Source organism: Lapidilactobacillus salsurivasis, assembly GCF_054785215.1.
Genome location: NZ_BAAABI010000011.1, coordinates 1 through 21,917 on the forward strand (window position 1 = coordinate 1; position 21,917 = coordinate 21,917).

12 protein-coding genes are annotated in these 21,917 nt (G+C 49.9%); 5 read left to right on the forward strand and 7 right to left on the reverse strand.

Features of this window, described 5'->3' with window-relative positions; all coding sequences use genetic code 11:
* Positions 1 to 205 precede the first annotated feature (205 nt).
* A complete protein-coding gene (locus tag ACYVSB_RS10965) occupies positions 206 to 1,393 on the reverse strand; it encodes an ROK family transcriptional regulator (protein WP_461219395.1) in 1,188 nt (395 codons plus the stop codon).
* A 296-nt stretch (positions 1,394 to 1,689) separates the two neighbouring features.
* On the opposite strand from ACYVSB_RS10965, the gene ACYVSB_RS10970 reads away from it, so the two are divergent.
* The 5 genes from ACYVSB_RS10970 (at position 1,690) to ACYVSB_RS10990 (ending at position 8,404) form a co-directional block, all read left to right on the forward strand.
* Complete coding sequence (locus ACYVSB_RS10970) at positions 1,690 to 3,042, forward strand: PTS sugar transporter subunit IIC (protein WP_461219457.1); 1,353 nt, start codon at positions 1,690 to 1,692, stop codon at positions 3,040 to 3,042.
* Entirely contained in the window at positions 3,035 to 4,813 is a 1,779-nt protein-coding gene (locus ACYVSB_RS10975; protein ID WP_461219396.1) for a glycoside hydrolase family 35 protein, read from the forward strand. Before ACYVSB_RS10970 ends, ACYVSB_RS10975 begins: the two co-directional genes overlap by 8 nt.
* 39 nt (positions 4,814 to 4,852) lie before the next feature.
* The gene (locus ACYVSB_RS10980) at positions 4,853 to 5,755 is read left to right on the forward strand and encodes a DUF7916 family protein (RefSeq protein WP_461219397.1); all 903 of its coding nucleotides are present in this window, start codon (positions 4,853 to 4,855) and stop codon (positions 5,753 to 5,755) included.
* 305 nt (positions 5,756 to 6,060) lie between these two features.
* Positions 6,061 to 6,828: an ABC transporter ATP-binding protein gene (locus ACYVSB_RS10985; RefSeq protein ID WP_461219398.1), complete on the forward strand. Its 768-nt coding sequence runs from the start codon at positions 6,061 to 6,063 to the stop codon at positions 6,826 to 6,828.
* A complete protein-coding gene (locus ACYVSB_RS10990; protein ID WP_461219399.1) occupies positions 6,821 to 8,404 on the forward strand; it encodes an ABC transporter in 1,584 nt (527 codons plus the stop codon). The genes ACYVSB_RS10985 and ACYVSB_RS10990 overlap by 8 nt, the downstream gene beginning before the upstream one ends.
* 200 nt (positions 8,405 to 8,604) lie before the next feature.
* Here ACYVSB_RS10990 and ACYVSB_RS10995 read toward each other — a convergent pair whose 3' ends face one another.
* The 6 genes from ACYVSB_RS10995 to ACYVSB_RS11020 form a co-directional block, all read right to left on the reverse strand.
* Complete coding sequence (locus ACYVSB_RS10995; RefSeq protein ID WP_461219400.1) at positions 8,605 to 8,793, reverse strand: hypothetical protein; 189 nt, start codon at positions 8,791 to 8,793, stop codon at positions 8,605 to 8,607.
* A 520-nt stretch (positions 8,794 to 9,313) separates the two neighbouring features.
* Positions 9,314 to 12,094, reverse strand: coding sequence for a helicase C-terminal domain-containing protein (locus ACYVSB_RS11000; protein WP_461219401.1), 2,781 nt, complete (start codon positions 12,092 to 12,094; stop codon positions 9,314 to 9,316).
* 93 nt (positions 12,095 to 12,187) lie between these two features.
* Positions 12,188 to 13,645 carry a gluconokinase gene (locus ACYVSB_RS11005; RefSeq protein ID WP_461219402.1) on the reverse strand — a complete coding sequence of 486 codons (1,458 nt, stop codon included), beginning with the start codon at positions 13,643 to 13,645 and terminating at the stop codon, positions 12,188 to 12,190.
* 743 nt (positions 13,646 to 14,388) lie between these two features.
* Complete coding sequence (locus tag ACYVSB_RS11010; protein WP_461219403.1) at positions 14,389 to 16,521, reverse strand: bacterial Ig-like domain-containing protein; 2,133 nt, start codon at positions 16,519 to 16,521, stop codon at positions 14,389 to 14,391.
* 273 nt (positions 16,522 to 16,794) lie between these two features.
* Positions 16,795 to 18,930, reverse strand: a complete 2,136-nt coding sequence (locus ACYVSB_RS11015) for a bacterial Ig-like domain-containing protein (RefSeq protein WP_461219404.1) — start codon at positions 18,928 to 18,930, stop codon at positions 16,795 to 16,797.
* 365 nt (positions 18,931 to 19,295) lie between these two features.
* A complete protein-coding gene (locus ACYVSB_RS11020) occupies positions 19,296 to 21,671 on the reverse strand; it encodes a bacterial Ig-like domain-containing protein (RefSeq protein ID WP_125600449.1) in 2,376 nt (791 codons plus the stop codon).
* Positions 21,672 to 21,917: the final 246 nt, after the last annotated feature.

Here is a 21,917-nt window from a genome sequence, read left to right on the forward strand (position 1 = left end):
ATTTTTTTCGTCGAATTTAAGGTTACCAGAAGATGGTTTCTATGCCTACATAAAAAGCCCCAAAATTCCGAAAAAGTTCGGAATTTTGGGGCTTTTATTTTTGAAACTAGAATTGTGTCCTAGCCTCCTTTTTTTGATTGTTTTTGATGGAACGAGTGTCGTGGCGATTTCGCTCTACTTGGACCTACTTGGTGTCGCTTTTTGGCTATTTCCCCAACAGAAATTTAGAAATGAGAAAACCACAAGCGCCTACCGCGCCATCGAGGTCCGTGTAGGGCACGGCGACTAGTTGTTGTGAGCGTTCAAAATTTGCTAAGCTCACGTTTTGTTGAATTTTTTCTTGAAGGAGGCCAAATAGTTCTGCGTCACTGAATAGTTCGCTGTGTAAATAAATCGTTCGACAATCGATCAGTAGAGAAATGTTCTCTAAGGTAATTGCAAGATACCTGAAGGCGTGTTGCAGAATATTGTTGATACCCTCGTCACCGAGATGATATGCATTAATAATTGTTTTAATATTGATTTCTGCCTGGTTTTCGACTAACTGGTGCAGATAGGTCCCATTGGTATGGGCAAAGAGCATTTTGGCCTTTTTGATGATCCAAGCTTCACTTGCGTAAGTCTGCAGACAACCACGTTTCCCACATTCGCAGAGTTCACCATCAGGATTGACTGTTGTATGCCCAATTTCTCCGATCCGCTGGTTGTGACTGCCATAAATTTCGCCTTGATACATATACGAGCAAAACATGCCACGACTAATATGCAAGTAGAGAAAATTACTATCCTGCTTGTTTGACTTAAGAATACGTTGCGCCTTGGCCATGCTTTGAACGTTATTTTCTGAGAGGACGGGAATATCAAAACTTTGGGCGATTTTGAGAAGATCGAATTGCGTCCAAATTGGATTGTTCGTCAGTATTTTATTTTGCTTTGCATCGAAGTGACCAGGTAACGCAATGCCGATTGCTGAAGGATGATAGGCTGAGCATTGAGATACGAAATTCTTCAGATAGCCAAGATAGTCTTGGTAAGTGAAGTTAGCAAGGGTGTGCTGGGAATCAAAGTTGAGAACTTGATCTTTGAGAACGGTCCCTAGGTTATCAGTCAGACAAAAAGAAAAATATTTTTCCGACAATTCGGTGCCAATGAAGAATTGTTGGTTGGCGGCAATCTCTAAAAGAATTTTTCGCCGTCCTGAAGTCTGTTGCTGGATTTCTTCGCCGGCTTCTTTGATCAACCCTGTTTCAATTAACTTCGCAGTGAGCGCACTAATAGTCGCGGGTGTAATTCCGGTGAGGTTGGCGATGTCGATTCGCGAGATCGGACCTTGCGAATAAATAACGTCAATCACTCTGGCTTGGAGTTCTTGTTGTTTCTTTGTTTTCTTCATGGAAAGTTCCTCGATTGCGAACAAGTATGTTTGATATAGTTATTAATTATAATCAAATAATGCGTAAAAGTCAACTGAAAGCGGTTGACAAATTATATTTTATAATCTATCCTTAACGTGTTAATGACAAATTGTTATTATTGATCCTGCTTTATCGACGGGTTATTCGGCCGATTTCTCGCCGCTACTACTATCTTTGTTGGAATTATAAACTTATTGCAATAGGATTCAGTTATTTGTATTGGTTTTAAAATGTTATTATCAATCATGAAGGAGCCCTAACCTTGAATAAATTAATGGATCGACTACAGAAATATTTATTGCCGCTAGCTATCAAAATTGGTAATTTGAAGTTTTTGGTAGCCTTGCGGGATGCTTTTATCGGTACGATGCCCGTTGTCATGACAGGGTCATTAGCAATTCTCTTCAATGCATTCTTAGTGGATATTCCCGATCAATTCAATCTGCCGGCAATCACTGCCAACATGCAATGGTTGGTCGATATCAATAACTTAGTCTTTAAAGGAAGCTTGGCAATCGTCACCTTAATGTTTGTTGTTTCTTTGGGTGTCAATGTTGCCAAAATTTATCAAGTTGACCGGCTGTCTGCCGCGCTGGTCACGTTATCATCATTTGTGATTTCATTGGGTCAGTCGATGTCCACCACATTTGCAGTGTCTGCGGATAAAATAAGTTCTCTAAAGAAATTATTGCAAGGTGTTGATGGATTATCTGTTGGGAAAGACGGCTTGACTGCAACAATCAGTGGCATGATCCCAGCCGGTCAAATTACATCCAATGGCTATTTTACTGCCATTATTATTGGCTTCTTGAGTTCAATTATTTTTTGCAAGATCATGAATAAGAATTGGACCATTAAGTTGCCTGCATCGGTGCCACCAGCAATTGCCACGCCATTCATGTCAATCATTCCTGGGTTTATCGCCATGTATTCCGTTGCTGTCCTGTCGCATTTCTTCCAAATGTTGACAGGTAAGTTGATTATTGATTGGATCTATCAAGTTTTGCAAACGCCGTTATTGGGAATGTCCCAGAATTTCTTTGCAGTCTTGGCTGTTTCCGTGTTGACCCAACTCTTCTGGTTCTTCGGGATCCATGGCGGCAATGTCATGGCCCCAATTATGGAAGGTGTTTTCGGCGTGGCGATGTTAGCCAATCTGGATGCCTATCAGAATCATAAACCAATTCCTTATCTTTGGACAAGTGTTTCCTTCGGTGCGTTTGTCTGGTATGCAACTTTAGGCTTGTTGATCGCGATTTTCTGGAAATCTAAGAACAGTCATTATCGTGAAGTTGCCAAATTAGGGATTGCCCCCGTGATGTTCAACATTGGCGAGCCGGTCATGTATGGCTTACCAACTGTTTTGAATCCGATTATGTTCATTCCCTTTATTCTGTGCCCTGCAGTGATGACGACGATTTCTTACTTTGCCACGAAGTTAGGCTTAGTTGCACCGGTAACGCAAAACGTGACTTGGGTCATGCCGCCAGTGTTATACGGTTTCTTCGCCACGGCGTTTGATTGGCGAGCAATCGTCCTTTCACTTGTTAATATTGCCTTAGCAACGTTGATTTATTTGCCGTTTGTCAAAATGGGCGACAATGAGGAACTTCAACAAAATGTCTAAATTTGAAATTAAAGATCAATTCTATTTGAACGGCCGTCCCTTCAAAATCTTATCTGGTGCAGTGCACTATTTCAGGATTCATCCCAGTCAATGGGAGGATACCTTGTTTAACTTGAAGGCTTTGGGCTTCAATACAGTGGAAACCTATCTTCCTTGGAATCTTCATGAACCGCTTGAAGGTCGCTTCGATTTTGCTGGGATTAAGGATGTGGCGAAATTCATCGAAATCGCAGATCAACTAAATTTGAAAGTGATTTTACGACCATCTCCTTATATCTGCGCAGAATGGGATTGGGGTGGACTGCCAGCATGGTTGCTCAATAAGCCTGGGCTGAAAGTACGCACGACTGACCCACGCTTCTTAACCGCTGTTGCCACTTATTATCATGAACTGTTTAAGCGACTGACACCTTATCAAGTGACTCAGGGTGGCCCGGTCATCATGATGCAAGTTGAAAATGAGTACGGATCGTATGGCAATGATCACAACTATCCGCAAGCAATTGCTAGAATGATGCGAGCTGAGGGCGTAGATGTTCCTTTGTTTACAGCAGACGGAACTTGGCCAGAGGCGTTGGAGTCGGGAGCGTTGATTGCTGATGATATTTTAACAGTGGGGAACTTTGGCTCAGCCGCGCGAGAAAATTTGGCGGTGTTAGCTGATTTCCAACGCCAACACCAGAAGAACTGGCCCTTGATGTGTATGGAATATTGGGACGGTTGGTTCAATCGCTGGGGCGAACCGATCATCCGCCGTGATGCTCCTGGATTTGCCCAGGATATCAACGAACTGCTCGAGGTAGGTAGTCTTAATTTATATATGATGCGCGGTGGTACGAATTTCGGGTTCTTCAATGGCTGTTCCACACGAACCAACGATTTGCCGCAAATCACGTCGTATGACTATGACGCCCCAATTACTGAATGGGGCGCGCCAACTGCTAAATACAATGCTTTGAAGACCGTGATCCACGAACGCTATCCCGAGTTACCACAGCAGCAGCCGCGCCAGCGCCACTACAAGCAATATCCAACGATTTTTGCAAATGGAGAACAATCACTGACTGCTGCTCTCCACAGCGGGAGATTTACCTTTAAAAACAGTCAAGAAACGCAACCAATGGAGGCGCTGGGTGGCGGTTACGGTTATGCCTATTATGAAACCAGCGTGAAGAATTATGGTCACTCAGAGAAAATAAAATTAGTTCAGGCAGCGGATCGGGCCCATATCCTAATCGACAATCAGACGCTTACTTGCCAATATCACGAGACCCTTGGTGATACCGTTGAGTATTCGGGCACTGGTGCCGAGATACAGATCGGTATTCTGATTGAGAATCTCGGCCGTGTCAATTACGGTCCGAAGCTCAACGCGCCTTCTCAGCATAAAGGAATCGTTGGTGGGGTGATGATCAATAATCATTTCCATTCTGGTTGGCGACAAGTGGCTTTGGATTTTAGCGCTGAGATGTTAGCCAATTTGGACTTTTCGACTAGACTGTCTAAGCTAAATGTTCCCAATCAACCGTGCTTCTATCATTTTCACTTTACGATCGAAGACTTTAGCGATACTTTCATTGATTGCCGTACCTGGGGTAAAGGTTGTGTGATTATCAATGGCTTTAATTTGGGACGCTATTGGTCCGTGGGTCCAACCAATTATTTGTATGTGCCCGCTGGTTTACTTAAGCCAGATAATGAAATCATTGTTTTCGAAACAGAAGGCAAGCAAATTGACCGGGTTGATTTTTCTGATAAACCGATTTATTAAGACTAGTTGCGTCAAAATATAGCTGCAGGAGTTGAGAGTTTGAAAAGATTAATTAGCGCGGATACCTCCGAGCTTTTGAAAATGACTCGTTTAGAGTTGAAACAAAGTATTGCAGCCAGTGAGGGTCGCACGATTCTCTCTGAAAATGTTGCCGGTCGTGAGGCTGTTGTTGCGGATCTTACCAGCACCGAGATTGCCCATGCTTTTGGGGCTGATCTGGTTCTGCTAAATGGTGTAGATGTTTTTGAGCCGGTTATTTCCGGGCTTCCTGCTCAGGGTGTGGCAAGCAACATTGTGACACAGCTACACCGATTAGCTGGCTGCCCTATAGGTGTGAACCTCGAGCCTGTCGGAGACTTAAACGAAATGGTCGAGGATCAAACACCCATTACTGCTGGCCGTCAATTGAGTCTGGCAACGCTTCAGCAAGTATCACGGCAACAGTTTGATTTTATTTGCTTAACGGGTAATCCGGGGACGGGCGTGACGAATTCGACGATCGCCCGCAGCATCAAACTAGCGCGTGATAATTTTCCTGGCTTGATCATTGCCGGGAAGATGCATAGCTCTGGGGTTAGCGAACCTTTGATCACGGCGGATCTTGCACGGACGTTCTTGGCAGCAGGGGCAGATATCGTGCTGGTCCCTGCCGTGGGGACCGTTCCTGGTGTGAACCAACAAATGCTGACGGAAATTGTCACAGCTGTGCATGCCCAGGGTGGTTTGGTGATGAGTGCGATTGGTACCAGTCAAGAAGGTTCCGCAACCGATGTGATCAAACAAATTGCGCTGACCAACAAAATTTGCGGTGTCGATATCCAACATATCGGCGATGCCGGATTTGGAGGTGTTGCCCCTGTTCAAAATATTATCGCGTTAAGCGACGCGATTCGTGGTAGCCATCACACGATTTCCCGGATTGCGCGTTCAATCAATCGGTAGTTTGTTGCTCCGGTCTCGTTGACTTGCAATCAAGCTGATCCAGAATATTGGTCCAACCCAGAATATCTTCCCAATTAGAAGTCGCCTCTTCTAGTTGGGATTTTTTGATGGCACATCCCTTAGAATCCGGCGCCGACGTGCTAGGCAATTTGTTCTTCCTAACCGCCGCTCGAGGGTGGCCGCCAGTTTGATACTATTAGTTTTCCTTGACCGAGTTATTTCATAAATAATTGCTGAAGCAGTCGTAAGTCGTCAGTGTTATTGGTATACTTGAATTATTACCTGAGTTTAGGGGAGGAAAATCAATGATTCAGTTTGATAAGGTTACGAAAAAATACGGCGATAAAGTGGCGTTGGATGAATTAACGTTGGAGATCAAGGCGGGCGCGATCTTCGGCTTCTTAGGGCACAACGGCGCTGGTAAATCGACCACGTTGAAAAGTTTAGTGAGTATTATTGAGCCGACCAGTGGCGCGATCACGGTGGACGGGTTGGATCTGGCGACGCAGCGGCACGCCGTCAAAGAGAAGATTGCTTATGTTCCGGATATTCCCGATATTTTCATGCAATTAACGGCCAACGAATATTGGAGTTTGATCATCGCCGCTTATTCCTTGGACGCCGAGGCAGTGACGGCACGGCGGCAGGAATTGTTGGATCTGTTTGAAATGGCAGAACATCAGGATGAAACGCTGGCCAGTTTCTCCCACGGAATGCGCCAGAAAACGATCATTATTGGCGCCTTATTGCCAGATCCCGACATTTGGGTGTTGGACGAGCCTTTGCAAGGGTTGGATCCGCAGGCAGCGTTCGATTTGAAAGAGATGATGAAAGCGCACGCGGCCAAGGGTAAGACCGTGATTTTCTCGACCCACGTTCTGGACACGGCCCAACAATTATGTGATGAATTGGCGATCTTGAAGCAAGGCGAGCTGATCTATCAGGGCTCGGTGGCTGATTTGTTGGCGGCCCATCCTCAAGAGTCTTTGGAGACGATCTACTTGCAGATGGTTGGGCGGCAGTCGGCGGAAGGGCATTTGGTGGAAGACCTGAATGGTGAGCAACATGAATAAACGCCAACTCAGCGTCCTGACCCAGGTCAATTTGCGCCTGATCAGTCCCCAAGTCACCGATAAACTACGGAAGAAAGGGAAAGCAGGGAAGCGGATGACCAAAAGCTTGCTGAATCAGTACATCTCATCTGGCTTGATTTTCATTTTGATTTATGGTTTCTTGATGTTGAGCCTGGACTTCCACAAGTTTCCCGGGATCTTCACCTATTACGTGGCATTATTTGTGTTGATGGGGGTGACCCAAGCCATCAGCGCGATTTATAATATCTTCTTCGAAGGCGCGGATCTGCCGGGCTATTTGCCGCTACCTTTCCGTAATTTGGAAATTTTCCTCGCTAAAATCATCGTCGTTTTGATCGGGGTGGTCCCGTTCATCCTGCCAATGGTGATCATTTTCTTCATGCTCAGCTGGCGCGGGGGGATCATGATCCCCTTGGCCGTCCTGTTGGCCCTGGTCGTCTTTATTCTGTTTACGGCGGTCGTCTTGGCAGCGTCAAGCTTGGTGGTCTTTGGTTTGACCAAGACCAAGTTCTTCCAGCAACATAAGAAAACAGCCACCAGTTTGTTGCTGGGCTTGACCATGATCTTCATGATGGTGGGGATTTTCTTCACCAATATGAAGTCTAGTTCCGCAGGCGCGAACACCGTCGATACGAAACCGCTCCAGATCTTCATGCCCTTATATCATTTGCTCGACCAACCATTCAGCGGCGCAGGTTTGCTGGGGTTCGGCATTTTCGTGGCGCTATTAGTGATCTTGCTGCTGGTGATCCGTCAATGGATCTTGCCGGATCTGTTCACACAATTGACCCAGTCCAATACCGATATGGGTGGTGGCGCGCGCAAACGCCGCCTACCTAGTGGTTTGCGGCCACTATTGAGCTTTTACAACCGTCAATTGTTGAAAGAGCCCAATTTGATCATGCAAGTTATTTCGACGACCTTGATGGCACCGCTGATTTTCTTGATGTCCTTTGGTCTGGGCGGCAGAATCAATCTCAGTTCGTTGTCATTTTATCCTTGGTTTGGCGTATTCTTCCTAGGTGGCGCGGTTTTGGCCGTCATGATCACCGACAAGGTTTCCTTTGTCGCCAACTTGATTTCGTTAGATAAGCAGAATTACGAATTTGTCCAAGCCTTACCGTTATCTTTGAATCGTTATCTGCGGGAAAAATTCCGCCTTGGCTTTCTGATCCAGAGTATTATGGGCGCCGGGGTGGCCCTGATCGCCGCCTTCGTGCTACATATCTCGCCACTACTGGTGGTGATGATGATCTTGGGCGTGATCTATGGTGCGTATTATTTGAGTCATTATTACTTCATTCGTGATTTCCGGCTGCACTTGCCGGACTGGACCAACATCAACCAACTGTTCAGTCGCGGTGGCGGCAACTTCGCGTTAGTGCTCGTTTTAGGTGGCAATATGATCCTGGGCGCCTTAGCCTTGGTTGGTTATGCTTATGCGGTCACGTTGCAGCCGATTTGGGCGAATGTGATCGCAGCGGTGATCTTGCTGGTTGTCGCTGGGCTGTTGTCGCGGTATTTCCAACGGTCGTTTTGGCGGCGCTTGGATTGATTGTCATGATTGGATTGAAAAAACCGTCGTTTGACGGTTTTTTTGTTTGCTTGCTGATGTGCTGGGTTTGGTGTGGACGCAACCGCCTCAGGACGTTTGTCGTGGCTGGAAACGTGTTCACCGACCCAGCTCCCTGCGCTTAGCTACGCAATTGTTTCGAAAGCAAAGTGCGGCTTTCAAAACAATTGCTAGGCTAATGCTCAGGAGCTGACCGGGTCGGTTCGCACTCTGTTTCGAACGCGGTGGGCACTGTTTTGAGCCAATCCGCAAAGACCGCGGCTTGTCTCAAAATCAGGCCTTATTCTAAGCGATAAATCGCTAAGAATAATCTCACCGCTGAGCCACACGTCCTGAGGCGGTTGCTGAACAGAATTGAGCCGATCTGTCATCGAAGCTGGATATCTGACGAAGTGGTTTTGCAAGTGTGGTGGTCAAAACCCATCACACTTTTTTTGTGGTACGGCAATGTCAACGGATTTGGATTGGGTGGTCGGGATATTTTGCGTAGACTGGACATCTCTACACATTTCCTTAACAATCCTTGAGCGGCGACCGACCGATTCAGTTGATTAGCCAAGATTCTACCCGAGTTCATCAGACAGACTGCACTGGTGTCACCAATTCAAAGCTGGTGACCACTAGCCACGGTCGTCAATTGCGTGGCTCCCCATCAATTGGCAACAGCTTACTCAGTAGGCGTGAGTGCTCAAACGTCTGTTAAAACGTTGAGCGGCTGGAGCGGAGAAATTCGGGGTGAGATCGCCGTGAAATTGGTCTTAGTGGCTCTGCCACTTAGACCAAGGCCTGATTTTGAGACAAACCGCGTCCTTTGCGGATTGGCTCAAAACAGCGCCCACAGCGAGCTCACCCCGAATTTCGCAGCGCAAGCCGCGGCCAACCTACTTTTAATCAGTTTTGCCGCGCCCAGAAGTCGGCAAGCTTTAGGGATAGTTCCTGCGGCGACCGAGCCAATTGCGCTTGCTGCCAGTGCGGCGGAAACAGCTGCCGGTAACGCCCACTGGCAAAGCGCTGGTCGATCAACAAGATCACCCCGCGATCCGCCATACCCCGAATGACGCGGCCACCTGCTTGCAACACGTTGTTGAAGCCGGGAAGTTGATAGGCGTAGGCAAAGCCTTGGCCGTTTTTCTCTTGGTAATAATCCCGAAGGAGGTCGTTTTCCAGGCTCAACCCAGGGAGGCCGACGCTGACGATTGCCACGCCGATCAGCCGGGTGCCTTGCAAGTCGATGCCCTCCGAGAAGGCGCCGCCGAGCACGGCAAAACCGACCAGCGTCTCGTCAGGATCGTGGGTGAAAGCGGCCAGAAAGTCTTGCCGAACTTTTTCACTGGACCCAGCTTCTTGCTGAACGGTTTTCACGTGGGGCGCGGCTTGAGTGAAAGCGGTGGCGACTTGTTGTAAGAAACCATAGGAAGATAGGAAAACAAGGTAATTGCCAGTGCGGGCGTTGATCATTTGCGACAGGGTGGCCACGATTCGCGGCAGGTTGGTTTCGCGCTGGCGATAGGTGGTTTGCACGTAATTGGTGATCCACAAACCCTGGTGTTCCGGCGGAAAAGGCGAGGTGATCCGATAGATCAGGCTCTCGGGATCTGCGGCGGTCAGCGTTTCTTGATAGTAGCTGAGTGGTGTCAGTGTGGCCGAAAACAGGATCGCGGCATCGCCTTTATGAAGCGAGGTTTGCAAAAATTCGCTGGCATCCAAACAGCGCAAGGTGATTTTCAAGGTTGGGCTGGTGGTGACGATCGTTTGATAATTATCGCCATAAAAGTCGTAAATTTTCAGAAAAGTATTCACCGCGAAAAAGAGATTCAAGACGGATTCATGGAACTCGGATTCTTTGTGGTCCTGCAACCAAAGCCCCAGTTTCTCCAGAGTTCGGTACAGAAGTTCAATGAAGTCCTCATCAGGCGCGCTTAACAGCGCCAAATCAGGGGCGGCGTCGCGAGTCGCCTTGCTGCCATATTTCTGGGTCAGCAGTTGCACGGTGATCGGCAGCTTTTCCACCGCTTTTTCAGGTTCGCTTTCGGATTCGTTCTTGAATTCGTTTTTGGGTTTGTTTTTTGGTTTGTTTTCAGACGCCTTGCTGCCGCTGGTTTCATCACTTGTGACATCGTTTGCGCCATCGCTTGTTTCGCTCTTTACTTCAATTTTTGCTGCTGGGCCAGCTTCAAGCGTTGCTTCAGCTTTATTCTCGGTTTCCTGTCCTTCAGCTTTTTCAGAAATCGTCGGCGAGCTAGTTTGGGTGTCTGCTGGTTGTGCGGGGCTGATTTTTGCTGGTGCTAGTGCAACTGACGGCGCAGGATCAACTTTTGCCGGTGCGGTTGGCGTTATTGATGCGGCGGTCGTTGACGTTTCGCCACTGAAAAGTTGTTGCAGGATCTTGAAACTGGCCTGCAAGGGTTTCAAGGCGCGGCGCAATTGTTTCACGGCGGTGCTTTGGTGGCCGCGAATTTCTTTTTTGAGATTCTTGACCAATTGTTCGTCAAGGCTGCTGCTGTACATTTCACGGCTGCGGCTGACCAAATTGTGGGCTTCGTCGATCAGGAAAACACTGCCGGGTTGGGGATCGGCGAAGAAACGTTGCAGGTAAACTTGAGGGTCGAAAAGATAATTATAGTCGCCAATGATCACGTCGGCGAACAAACTGGCGTCCAGACTGAACTCGAAGGGGCAAATGGTGTGCTTTTCGGCGTAACGCTGGATGGTGGCGTGGTCCCAGCGGTTCTCGTGTTCGAACAGGTCCTTGAGGGCGTCTTTGTTGCGGTCGTAATAGCCCACGTGGTTGGGGCAGTTTTGTGGCTCCAAGCCTTGTTGGACCATCAAGCAACTTTTGTCCTTGGCGGTGATCGTGACACTTTTCAGTTGGGCGCCGTGGTCATTGAGCAGTTGGACGGTTTCTTCGGCGACTTGGCGGGTGCTGGTTTTGGCGGTGAGGTAGAAAATGCGCTCGCTCAGTTCGGTTCCAAAAGTTTTGACTGTGGGGAAGAGCGTGGCGATGGTTTTCCCTGTGCCCGTGGGTGCCTCGGCCAACAGGAATTTCTGGGCGGCGATGGTTTTGTAGACCACGCCGGCGAACTGGTGTTGTTGCTCACGAAAAGCGGGGAAGGGGAACGCCAATGTGGCCGCCGCCGCATTCCGCCGCGTCCGCCAGCTGGAGCGCAAATGGAGCCAATATTCATATTCTGTCATAACTTTGGTCGCGAAATCATGTAAGTCAGTCCGCGACCAAACTTGTTGTTCCCGGGTGATTGTTTCGGTCAACGTCTGAAAATAGGTCAGTTGGACAGTGACTTCGGCCACGTCTTGTTGCTCCGCCAGCAGCCAGGCGTAGAATTTGGCCTGGCCCCAATAGCGGGTCAAGGCGTCGGCGGTCAAGTCGGCGAAGGCTGGCTCCGACGTCTTGATTTCGTCCACCAAAATAGCGCCGGAATCAGGATCGATCACGACACCATCGGCGCGGCCTTCAATTAAGTAGGCGGTACCATCCAATTCAGTTTCATAAGTTAGGTGGACTTCTTTTTGATAATCTGATCCGGCTTGTTTTTGCAGGCGGCGGTGGATCCGCGCGCCTTCCAAGGCGGTGTGGTTGCTGGAAGGTTGCGGCACCAGGTCGCCAGATTTCAAAGTAAATTCGATCAGTTCACGAATGCCAAGTTTTTTTACCATAATCGCTCATTTCTAGAACCAAGTTGCCAAAAAATCAGACGTCAAGGCCTGCTTGAAGTGCCGCTGCGCTGGTGCGAAGTTCTGGTCGGCGCCTTATTCTGTTAGGGACTGCCAGGCGGCCAATTCCGGGCTGGGGCGGGCGGCTTGTTGGGCCAAGCGCCACCATAAAGGGCGTAAGCGTTGATACTTTTGGGCGCTGGTGGTGTCAGGGTGATAGGTGGTTGTCGCGACTTTCGGTTGTGGCCGCCACCAAGGTTGGTCTGGATCTAAGGCCTGTTGGGCCACGCGTCTAGCGCCCACCGCGGAGCCTTGGATTTCTTGGGGAATCACCAAGTCGCGGGCGAAGAGATCACTGATCAATTGGCACCAGAAAGCCGAGCGGGCAAAACCGCCTGTTCCCAATAACGTGGCTGTTTTGGCGGCGGGCACCAGGTCAGTCAACTGCCGCGTCACGATCGCCAAGTTAAAGCTGATCCCCTCCAAAATCGCCCGCAACAAATCGGCGCGGGTATGCTGACTGCGTAAGCCAATCAAGTGTCCGGACAAATCACCATCCCAAAACGGCGCGCGTTCGCCGTTCAAGTAAGGTAAGAAGATCAATCCCCGGGCGCCCAGGGGACTTTGCGCGGCCAAAGCAATCAAGGCGCCAATCGGGTCTGCGGTATTTTGCAGGTCAGGGCAGAAGGTGTCCAAGGCCCATTGCAAAATAATCCCGCCGTTGTTGACGGGACCGCCTATCAGCCAGTGATCGGGGTCGATCCGATAACAGAACAACTCTCCGTGGGGCGCCAATTGTGGTCGGGCGCTGATCACGCGGACGGCGCCACTGGTTCCGATCGTTAAGGCGATTTGGTGCTCGTGGACCGCGCCCAAGCCGATGTTCGCCAAAGCGCCGTCGCTGGCGCCCACCACCAGTCGGGTCGTCGGCGCCAAGCCTAAGGTGCGGGCCGCAATCGCGGTTAGGGGATATTGTTGAGTGATCGGGACGATTTGCGGCAGTTGGTCTGCGCGCGCTGCCAATTTTTTTAAAAGTTGCGGTGCCCATTGACCGGTTTCATAGGACGCTAGCCCGGTGGCGCTGGCCAGGTTGACGTCCAGGGCGAAGTGAGCGGTCAAGCGCCAAACTAAGTAGCTTTTGAGATCGGCGAAGTAGGCGGTCCGGGCCAATAATGCCGGCTGCGTTGCTTGGAGCCAGCACAGTTTGGCCAACGGCGTCATCGGGTGCAGCGGCGTCCCACTCACTTGGTACAACTCCGCCGCGTCTTTTTGTTGCCGCAGTCGCGCCACGCTGGCCGCCGCCTGATTATCAGCCCAGGTGAATAGCGCCGTTGACAAACTGACCGCCGTCACCGTAGCCATCGGCGCTTGTTGTCGAACTTGTTGGATCACCTTGACAACCGCTTGCCAAATCGCGGTGGGGTCCTGTTGCGCCTGCCCCGGTTTTTCCTGAATCAAGGGATACCCCTGGGTCGCCGTGCCCACGGCCCGCTCGTTCGTGTCGAAAAGAATCGCTTTGGTGCTCGTGGTGCCCACGTCAACGCCAATAATCATCGGTGACAGCCTCCTTCTTTTGAAACGTGTTCGCCAGCCCAGCTTCTTGCGCTTAACTACGCCAGGCTTCCGGAGGCAAGGCCCAGCCTCCAAAATCCTGGCTAGGTTAATGCTCAGAAGCTAACCGGGCTGGCTCACACTCTGATTTTAGTGTAGTGAAAAGCGAGGGAACATGCAAGTCACAATCAGAGCGTGAGCGCGTTTACGCGGAGGGCGTTGGTGGCTTGCAGATATGGTGGGGCTCCAGGTCGGGCTGGGGGTGGTGGAACGCTGCGGGCACGACTTGAAGCTTTTCGGAAACCCGCCGAAAATCTTCAAGCTCGGCCTTATTGTAGGCGATAAATCGCCAACAATAATATCGCGGCTGACTCACCCCCAGCCCGATCTTCCGCCAAACGGATAAACAGCCCATCAACGCTTAGCACATGTTGTCAGCCAAACTGGTTGATTGTGGGGCTAAGCGCGCCGCTCAACGATCGCATCAGTACTTCCGCCGACGGAGTGGCTAGTCCCAATCGTGAGGCGCGCCCTGCAATTGATGACCTTGGTTAGTTGGTCCCGATTACTTGCGGGCGATAACAATAGGCGTTGTTTTGGTCATCAGGGGCAATTCTGTCATGCAGCACGTATTAAAAAAGCCTGACGCCTTGCACGTCAGGCTTTGCTTTCGCTAAAATCGGCTGCTTGATCGGTTGTTTTTGCGGCTGATCTTGAGCGTTGCTGATTGGTCGCTGTGATTCTGCTTACGCGCGTTTCCGTAACCAGAAATGGACGGCGGCCACGCCGGTTAGTCCGACGACTAAAAGCGCCCAGAAGGCGATTTGGGTTTGCCGTTCGCCAGTCTGTGGCAAGGTTGACTGATCTTGATCAGGCTTCTTTACTGGCTTAGTTGGTTTTTCACCACCGGTAATTGGCAGGGTTGGTTTGGTTGGGTCAGTCGGGTTTGTTGGATCAGTTGGATCAGTCGGGTCAGTTGGTCCCGTTGGATCTTTGACCTTGACGGTGATCGTGGCGATTTTGGTCAGGCCGCCGTAACCATAACTCACCTGATAAACGCCGGCTTTGCTAGTGTCAACCGAGCCGATCACGCTGATTTCAGTGAAGGCGACGGGGTTGCCATTGCGGTCGAACGCGCTGATAAAGTTGTCCGCGCTGGTCCATTGGTCACCGACAGTTAGTTCTGTACTTGGCTTGATCGTCAGCGCTGTTTTGTCCTCGGCTGGTGGGGTGACCGTCCTCGACTTGACCGTGACGGTAATGGTCTTCTGCGCTTGCGGATTCGCCGCAGCGTCGAGAGTTGCGGCTGGAATCGCATAAGTTACTGGATACGTGCCTGGTGTGTCCGTCTTAACATCCTGGTCCACGGTGAGTTGCGGTAACAGAACATTATTGCCGTCGCGATCGGTGGCGCTGACAAAAGTATCCGCTGGCTCCCAGTGATCACCAACATATATTGTTTTATCGTTGGCCTCGATCGCGGCTAGGTTTTCCTTGACCGTCACCGTGATCGTTGTTTCGGCGCCGGCGAACGCATAGGTAACCTTGTAGGTCCCGGGTTTTGAAGTGTCGACCGCACTATCGCCACCAGCTTCGTCTTTGACCGTGACGGTGACATCGGTAGGGTCAGTCGTAGTCTGCCCGTCGGCGCCCACTGCACTGTCAAAGTTGTCCGCGGCCGTCCAATTGTCCCCAACGTAAATCGTGGAATAGTGGGCGTTGACCTGGGCGAGACTGTCGTTGGTGTAGGGCTGGAACAATGTAAACATTCCTCTTGTTTCACTTGCGTTGACCGCATTGACGTCGACGATCATGTAATATTTGTAGGGTAATTGACTAAGACTGTAGATTTGGCCGTTGCTGACTGTGACTGTGCCTGAGGGGCCCGGTGTTTCTTGAGTTGCCATATTCTTGAATTGGATTTCTTGGTCCGTTGCCTGAATATCTTGCTCTTTTGAAGTGTTGTAATAAAACCAAGCTGTCCATGGCCTTCGTGAGATCTCAACTCCGAGACTATTTTTGGTTACCGGAACCGGCTGAGTCGATGAGTACTTATAATTTCTTGGAAGTTTGATCACGGAATTAATGTAATCGTTGGTCAATTTGAATGTAGGATTTGTGGGATCAATATTAACAGGTGCCGGTGTAACGAGTTGATTATAGACATTTAACTCGGAATATTTGTTAGCGTCAAGCGGTGATAGATCGCCAATGCAATTATTTAGTAGATCAAGCTCTGTTACATTTGGTAGGTCGGCAATTATATGAACATCAGTAATCTGGTTACCTTGCAAGTTGATTGTTTTCAACTTTTTAAGACCGGCAATAGGACTCAAATCTTTGATTGCGCCAAAACGCATCCCAGGTTGAATATTCAGATTATCACTACAGAGTGATAACATTTCTAGGTTGGTCGCGTACTGTAGACCTTCCAAGGAGTACTCATCATCGCCAGCGGCCGCCCAAGTGTTCTGGTCTTCTTTGGGAATACTGAGTTCAGGATAGTCCGCGTCATACAGTCCACGAGTACTAAGATGGGTCAACATTGCCATATCGTCTCGGGTGATATCCGCAACGCTGTTCCAAGTCTTCGTAGGATCGAGGATTGTGAACTGTTGTAGATAGATTAAGACTAATTGCTGTAACCGGGTATTTGGCATCCACTCGTTGATTGGCGCAGTCTCATCAGAGGGCACTTCAGCGGCAAGGTCGCTGGGATGCGCGACAGTTCCCGGTTTAACAGCCTGATCTGTTGTGAGAAAGCTACTACTGATGCCAATCGAGACACCACCGTGAACCACGGCTGGACTCAAATTAGCGCCAAGCAAGATTGCCACGGCGCTAATGGTTACAAAAAATAAATACTTTTTTCTTTTCATGGTTATTCCCCCCAGAATAATCGTCAAGGATAAAAATAAATCTTCCAATATTCAATTGTCGGTAGCCAATTCTAATTTGATCTCCAATAGTAGACATATGGTATCTAGACATAATATCGATTTTATTCTAGCGTGTTTAGTCAAGTAAGGCAATGAAGCGTTTGCAATCGCCATCAGGTTTTGGACGGCCGCTCATCTTGACATCACAAAAAGCCTGATGGCCGTTGCCACCAGGCTTTGAATCAGTTTTTAATTTTTTTGGATTAGGACTGGCTAATCACCATCCGTCCTTGTTCGTTTCCGCAACCAGAAATGGACCGCGGCCAAGCCGGTTAAGCCCACTGCTAAAAGTATCCAAAAAGTTACTGGGGTTTGTTGTTGGGCGTTTGGTTGCGGATTTTTGCGCGCCTGCTTAGCAGTACTCGCTGGCGCTTTTGGATGTGTTTCGCTAGTTTCTGGTAAAGTTGGCTCGGTGGACGGTGTTGATTGAGCTGGATCGATTGGGTTGGTCGGCTGTTCTGTGGGGGTTGGCTTGCTTGGTCCGGTGGGCTGACTCGGGTTTGTAGGCTTGTCCGGTCCGGTGGGTCGACCCGGGGTAGCAGGCTTGTCCGGTCTAGCGGGCTGACTCGGGATAGCAGGCTTGTCCGGAATGGCGGGCTGACTTGGTTTCGTAGGCTTGTCTGGGTTAGTGGGTTGGCTCGGGTTAGTGGGTTTCTCTGGAGCAGTGGGGGTGCCTGGTTGTTCTGGGTCAACCGGATTTGGCGGCTTAGGTGTGCCTTCGGGTTCGGAAGGAGCCGGCGCTTTGACGGTGATCGTGGCGGTTTTTGTCAAGTTGCCATAGCTGTAACGCACCTGATACACCCCGGGTTTGCCGGTATCCACCGTGCCGCTGACGGTCAAATCTTGGAAGGATAGCCCGCGGCCATCTCGGTCATAGGCGCTAACGAAAGCCGCCGCGGGGTCCCACTTGGTGCCAAAAGCGATGGTTTGATCGCGGACTTCGATTTGCGCGCGATTTTCTTTGACGGTGACGTTGATGGTTGTTTCGGCACTCGCGCTGGTGTAGGTGATCGGATACGTGCCCGGCTTCTTCAAATCCACCTTGCCCGTGACTTTGATGTCTGACCAAGCGACGGGTGTTTGCCCGTCAACGCCCACCGCGCTATCAAAATTGTCCGCGGCCTTCCAACCGTCCCCAACGTAAATCGCGGAATCGTGAGCGTTGACCTGGGCGAGACTGTCGTTGGTGTAAGGCTGAGCCACGAAGAAAATCTCCCCAGTTGCGGGGGTACCCAAACTGGCCATCATGTAATAGTAGTAAGGCTGCTCAAGCGCGACAGGATTGTCTTCTGGTGAAATGACGTCTCCCGGGGTTACTTGCGGATAGATGTGGGTGTAATGGATGGTGCCCATGGAGTCAGTGGTGTCGCCGTTTTCCGTGGCGCCATCGTCAAAAATAATGTTAGCTTTAGCCGCCGCATTATAAAAGGACAAAGCGTGCGTGGGGTTCTCGATGAGGATTCGATCCAGATGCTTGTCATCAACTTTTGTCGGACTCAGCGGATCCGTGGATTGATAATTTTTGGGTAACTTCAGGCGCGCGTTGAAATAGCCTGGCGTTAAGTCAAAGCTGGCCGTTTCCGGGTCAATATAGACCGGTTTAGGTTGGACAAATTGACTGTGAATCTCCAAATTGGTGTAGTTATTGGCATCAAGTGCCGAGAAGTCAGCGATTTGATTATAGGTCAGAACAAGTTCGCGCAAGTGCGACAACTTGGTCAGCGGCCGCACATCGGTGATCCGATTGCCTTGTAATCCAAGATGAGTCAGCTGTGGCAACTGAGTCAGGATGGCAAGATCGCTGTCGGTAATGTCACCGACATAAATTCCCGGCTCAACATGTAAATTAAGGCTGCCCAGCCATAACTGTTCCAGATTGGTTGCGTACTGCAAACCTTCAAGTGAGTAGGAGTGGACGCCGTCGATCCAGGTGCCTTCCAATTCTGCGGGGAGATCGACCTGGATATCGTACTCTGGGAGACCCGTACTGGTGGTCATCAGGATCTTTAATTTCGCCAGATCCGCCTTGGTAATATCGGCGACACTTGTCCAAGTTTTCCCCGCGTCATCACCTAGACCTTGGAGGAAAAACAAGACCAATTGCTGTAATTTCCGATTGGGCATCCACTGATCGATCGGTTCCGCGGGGTCCGTCGCTGGGTCTGGCGAGGTGGCAGGGCTAGATGGGGGAAGTGGCAGCTGCTGGTCACGCTGGTCGGAATCGGGACGGGCGGCCTCTGATTCCGCGCTAACAGTAGCCGCCTGAGCGATTGCCGGGACCAAATTGGCGCTGAACAACACAGCCGCCATCCCAATACTGACGCGAAACAAAGCTTTTCTTTTCTTCATAGCTCTCTCCTGAAATAATGATTAATGGGCAAAGCATGACCAATCGTTTTCCGGCGATGCTGTTGGGAAAATCACCGCCACAGACTAACGATTTCATTAGGGTTAATCCAGTTTAGCATGGTCAAACAATCTACCAAAAGTAGCGCTTTTGCCGGAATTTGGCGAGTTTTTCAGAAAAAAAGTCATGGTACCTAACGCCAAGCAGACAGAAAAAGACCCGATATCCAATCACATCAGGTCTTTCTAGTCAGATGCGTTTGCTTCCATCAGGTCTTCATCCAAGTTACGTTCGAGTCTTCATCCAAGGTACGTTTGGGTTGAGGGTTATTTTTAGTCGCAGGGGCGCGAATGGTTGGGTCAACCGATCAAGCGCGTTTGCGTAACCAGAAGTGCACCGCGGCCACACCAGTCAGGCCCACAAGCAAAATGGCCCAGAAGGCACCTTGCGTTTGCCGTTCGCCAGTTTGCGGCAAGGTCACCTTGTCCGTGGCCGGTTGCTCAACAGGCGCGGTCGGCCGGTCACCACCAGTAATCGGTAAGGTTGGTTTGGTCGGATCCGTTGGGTCAGTTGGGTCCGTTGGGTCAACCGGATCGGTTGGATCAGTCGGGTCAGTCGGATCAGCAGCGTTGACCGTGATCGTGGCGATTTTTGTTAGACCCGCGTAAGCATAAGTCACCTGATAAACGCCGGGCTTGCTGGTGTCAACGGTGCCTAAAACACTGATCGCCCCGAGATCGACGGCATTGCCATTCCGATCGAAGGCGCTAATGAAGTTGTCCGCGGCCGTCCAGTCATCGCCCACGGTTAGCGTGGTACTGGGCTTGATGTTCAATGCGGTTTTGTCCTCAGCTGGTGGGGTGACCGTCTTCTTCAAAACGGTGACCGTGATCTCCTTGGTGGCTTGCGGTTGCGCCGAACCATCACGCAGAACGGCCGGCATCGTGTAAGTGACCGGATATTTACCCGGAGTGCCGGTGTTCACCGCATGGGTTACCTCCAGATCATCCAACGAAACATCGTTGCCATCACGATCGGTGGCACTGATAAAAGTGTCCGCCGGTTTCCAGATGTCACCAACGTAGATCGTGGTGTCTTTGGCATTGATCTGCGCCTGATTTTCCTTGACCTTGACGGTGACCGTCTTCGTCAGCGAACCATAGCTGTAAGTGATGGGATAATCCCCGGCCGTAGTAGTATCCACGGTTCCTGAGACGGTCACCTTGCCGAAATCGAGTGGGTTCCCCTCGTGGTTCAAACTGTCGTCAAAGTTATCCTCCGCCGTCCAGCTGTCACCAACATAGATTTCGGAATTGTGGGCGTTGAGGGTGGCCAGGTCTGCTTTGACTAGATAAGGCGTGAAACTCCAGAATACGGGCGCGCCATTTTCGTAAATGAATTTCGGTAAATAGAACCAATAACTCACGTACACCCGATATTTTTCCCCGTCTTGTTTCACATCAATCCATTGGTTAATGTATTGACTTTCTCCGTGGACGACACCATAGAGGACTGAGCCATCCGCATTGATCACAGGTTTGAAGGCGGCTGCGCCATCTACGCCGGCGCCATTATAAAAAGCTTGGCCCATGCCGGCGTATGCTGGATTCTTTATGGGGTCAAAGAAGACTAATTGCCCTGTTCCGGTTGGGATTTCAGTAGTGATACTACTTAAGTCGGTTCCACTGGGAAACGCCTCTTTACGTGCCACGGTAACTGGCCAATAGGTGTTAACCTTAGCATCGGGGTCGATGTAGATTAGCTCATCGTCCCACACGGACATCTGAAAGGTGTAGCTTAATCCCGCTGTGTAGCGACTCTTGACAATGCTTGATAGGTCCCTGATTGAATTGTAAGCAACATCCAAGTGGGTAACATTTGGCAATTCTGTCAATGGTGTGACATCTTCAATTCGATTCAATGACAAGTTGACGTACTGTAAACTTGTTAATCCACGCAACAGTGACACATCAACAAGATTGCCACGAATGGAAGTGGATGGATTATTTAGTTGATTGGTCATCGTGAGCTTTTTCAGGTTAGTCGCATACTGTAAACCCTCAAGTGAGAAATTGCTGCCATCAGTCGTGACCGTATTCCAAAGATTCTTAGGAACTTTCGACGAACGATTATCGAGTTCCGTTAAGTACAACATGTCCGCCTTGGTAATATCCGCCACGCTAGCCCAAGTTTTCTCTGTCGTCGAGCTTTGGAGCCAAGGCAAAACAATTTGCTGGAGGGCCTTATTCGGCATCCAGCTATCAATGCTTTCCTCTGCCTTGGTGCTGGGCGCCGCAGCCACAGGCGCGCCGTCGGTTGGCGTCGTCTGGTCAGCATCTGCATTGTCAGCATCCGCATTGTCGGCATCTGCATCGTCAGCGTTGGCCGCACCGTTCGTGGCCGCACCGGTTGTCTCGTTGCCGCCATTGTTAGTGTCGGGTTCCCCATTAGTGCCAACTGTTTTGCTATCCACCGTGGATGGCTCCGCGTCCGGCTCTTCTGCGATCGGCGCAGACGTGACCGCTGGATCAGTTGTCGTGTCTGTGGTCGCCAGATTATTCGCCGGCGTTTCCCCGTTGCCAGTGGTTTCACCACTGACATTGGCTGTGTTACTGCTCGTGCTCGCCGCTGCCGCTGATGTGGTTGCATCGGCGGCGTTAACAACGGCGGGACTCAAATTAGCGCCTAGCAGGATTGCCACGGCGCTAAGGGTAGCTAAAGAGAGATACTTTCTATTTTTCATGGTTATTCCCCCCAGAATAATCGTTAAAGCTGATTAAAAGTATGTGTTCCAGAAATATTAAAAAATAATGGTATAGCCAATGAACCCCAATGAATTACTGTATTTTAGCCGATATTTAGAAATTGGTAATCTTTTTATAAGGTCATAATAAGTACAGATCATCACAGCTCGAGTTTAACATGGACGTTATGTTTCCACAAGTAAAATCAACTTTGCGCGCTTGCTCACCCAACAAAGGCCAATCGC

What these genes read in the sequence shown, in the direction of transcription:
- ACYVSB_RS11020 (WP_125600449.1), bottom strand. Translation starts at nt 21,671, where the DNA reads ATGAAAAATAGAAAGTATCTCTCTTTAGCTACCCTTAGCGCCGTGGCA.
- ACYVSB_RS11010 (WP_461219403.1), bottom strand. Translation starts at nt 16,521, where the DNA reads ATGAAAAGAAAAAAGTATTTATTTTTTGTAACCATTAGCGCCGTGGCA.
- ACYVSB_RS10990 (WP_461219399.1), top strand. Translation starts at nt 6,821, where the DNA reads ATGAATAAACGCCAACTCAGCGTCCTGACCCAGGTCAATTTGCGCCTG.
- ACYVSB_RS10975 (WP_461219396.1), top strand. Translation starts at nt 3,035, where the DNA reads ATGTCTAAATTTGAAATTAAAGATCAATTCTATTTGAACGGCCGTCCC.
- ACYVSB_RS10965 (WP_461219395.1), bottom strand. Translation starts at nt 1,393, where the DNA reads ATGAAGAAAACAAAGAAACAACAAGAACTCCAAGCCAGAGTGATTGAC.
- ACYVSB_RS11005 (WP_461219402.1), bottom strand. Translation starts at nt 13,645, where the DNA reads ATGATTATTGGCGTTGACGTGGGCACCACGAGCACCAAAGCGATTCTT.
- ACYVSB_RS11000 (WP_461219401.1), bottom strand. Translation starts at nt 12,094, where the DNA reads ATGGTAAAAAAACTTGGCATTCGTGAACTGATCGAATTTACTTTGAAA.
- ACYVSB_RS10970 (WP_461219457.1), top strand. Translation starts at nt 1,690, where the DNA reads ATGGATCGACTACAGAAATATTTATTGCCGCTAGCTATCAAAATTGGT.
- ACYVSB_RS10995 (WP_461219400.1), bottom strand. Translation starts at nt 8,793, where the DNA reads ATGACAGATCGGCTCAATTCTGTTCAGCAACCGCCTCAGGACGTGTGG.
- ACYVSB_RS11015 (WP_461219404.1), bottom strand. Translation starts at nt 18,930, where the DNA reads ATGAAGAAAAGAAAAGCTTTGTTTCGCGTCAGTATTGGGATGGCGGCT.
- ACYVSB_RS10985 (WP_461219398.1), top strand. Translation starts at nt 6,061, where the DNA reads ATGATTCAGTTTGATAAGGTTACGAAAAAATACGGCGATAAAGTGGCG.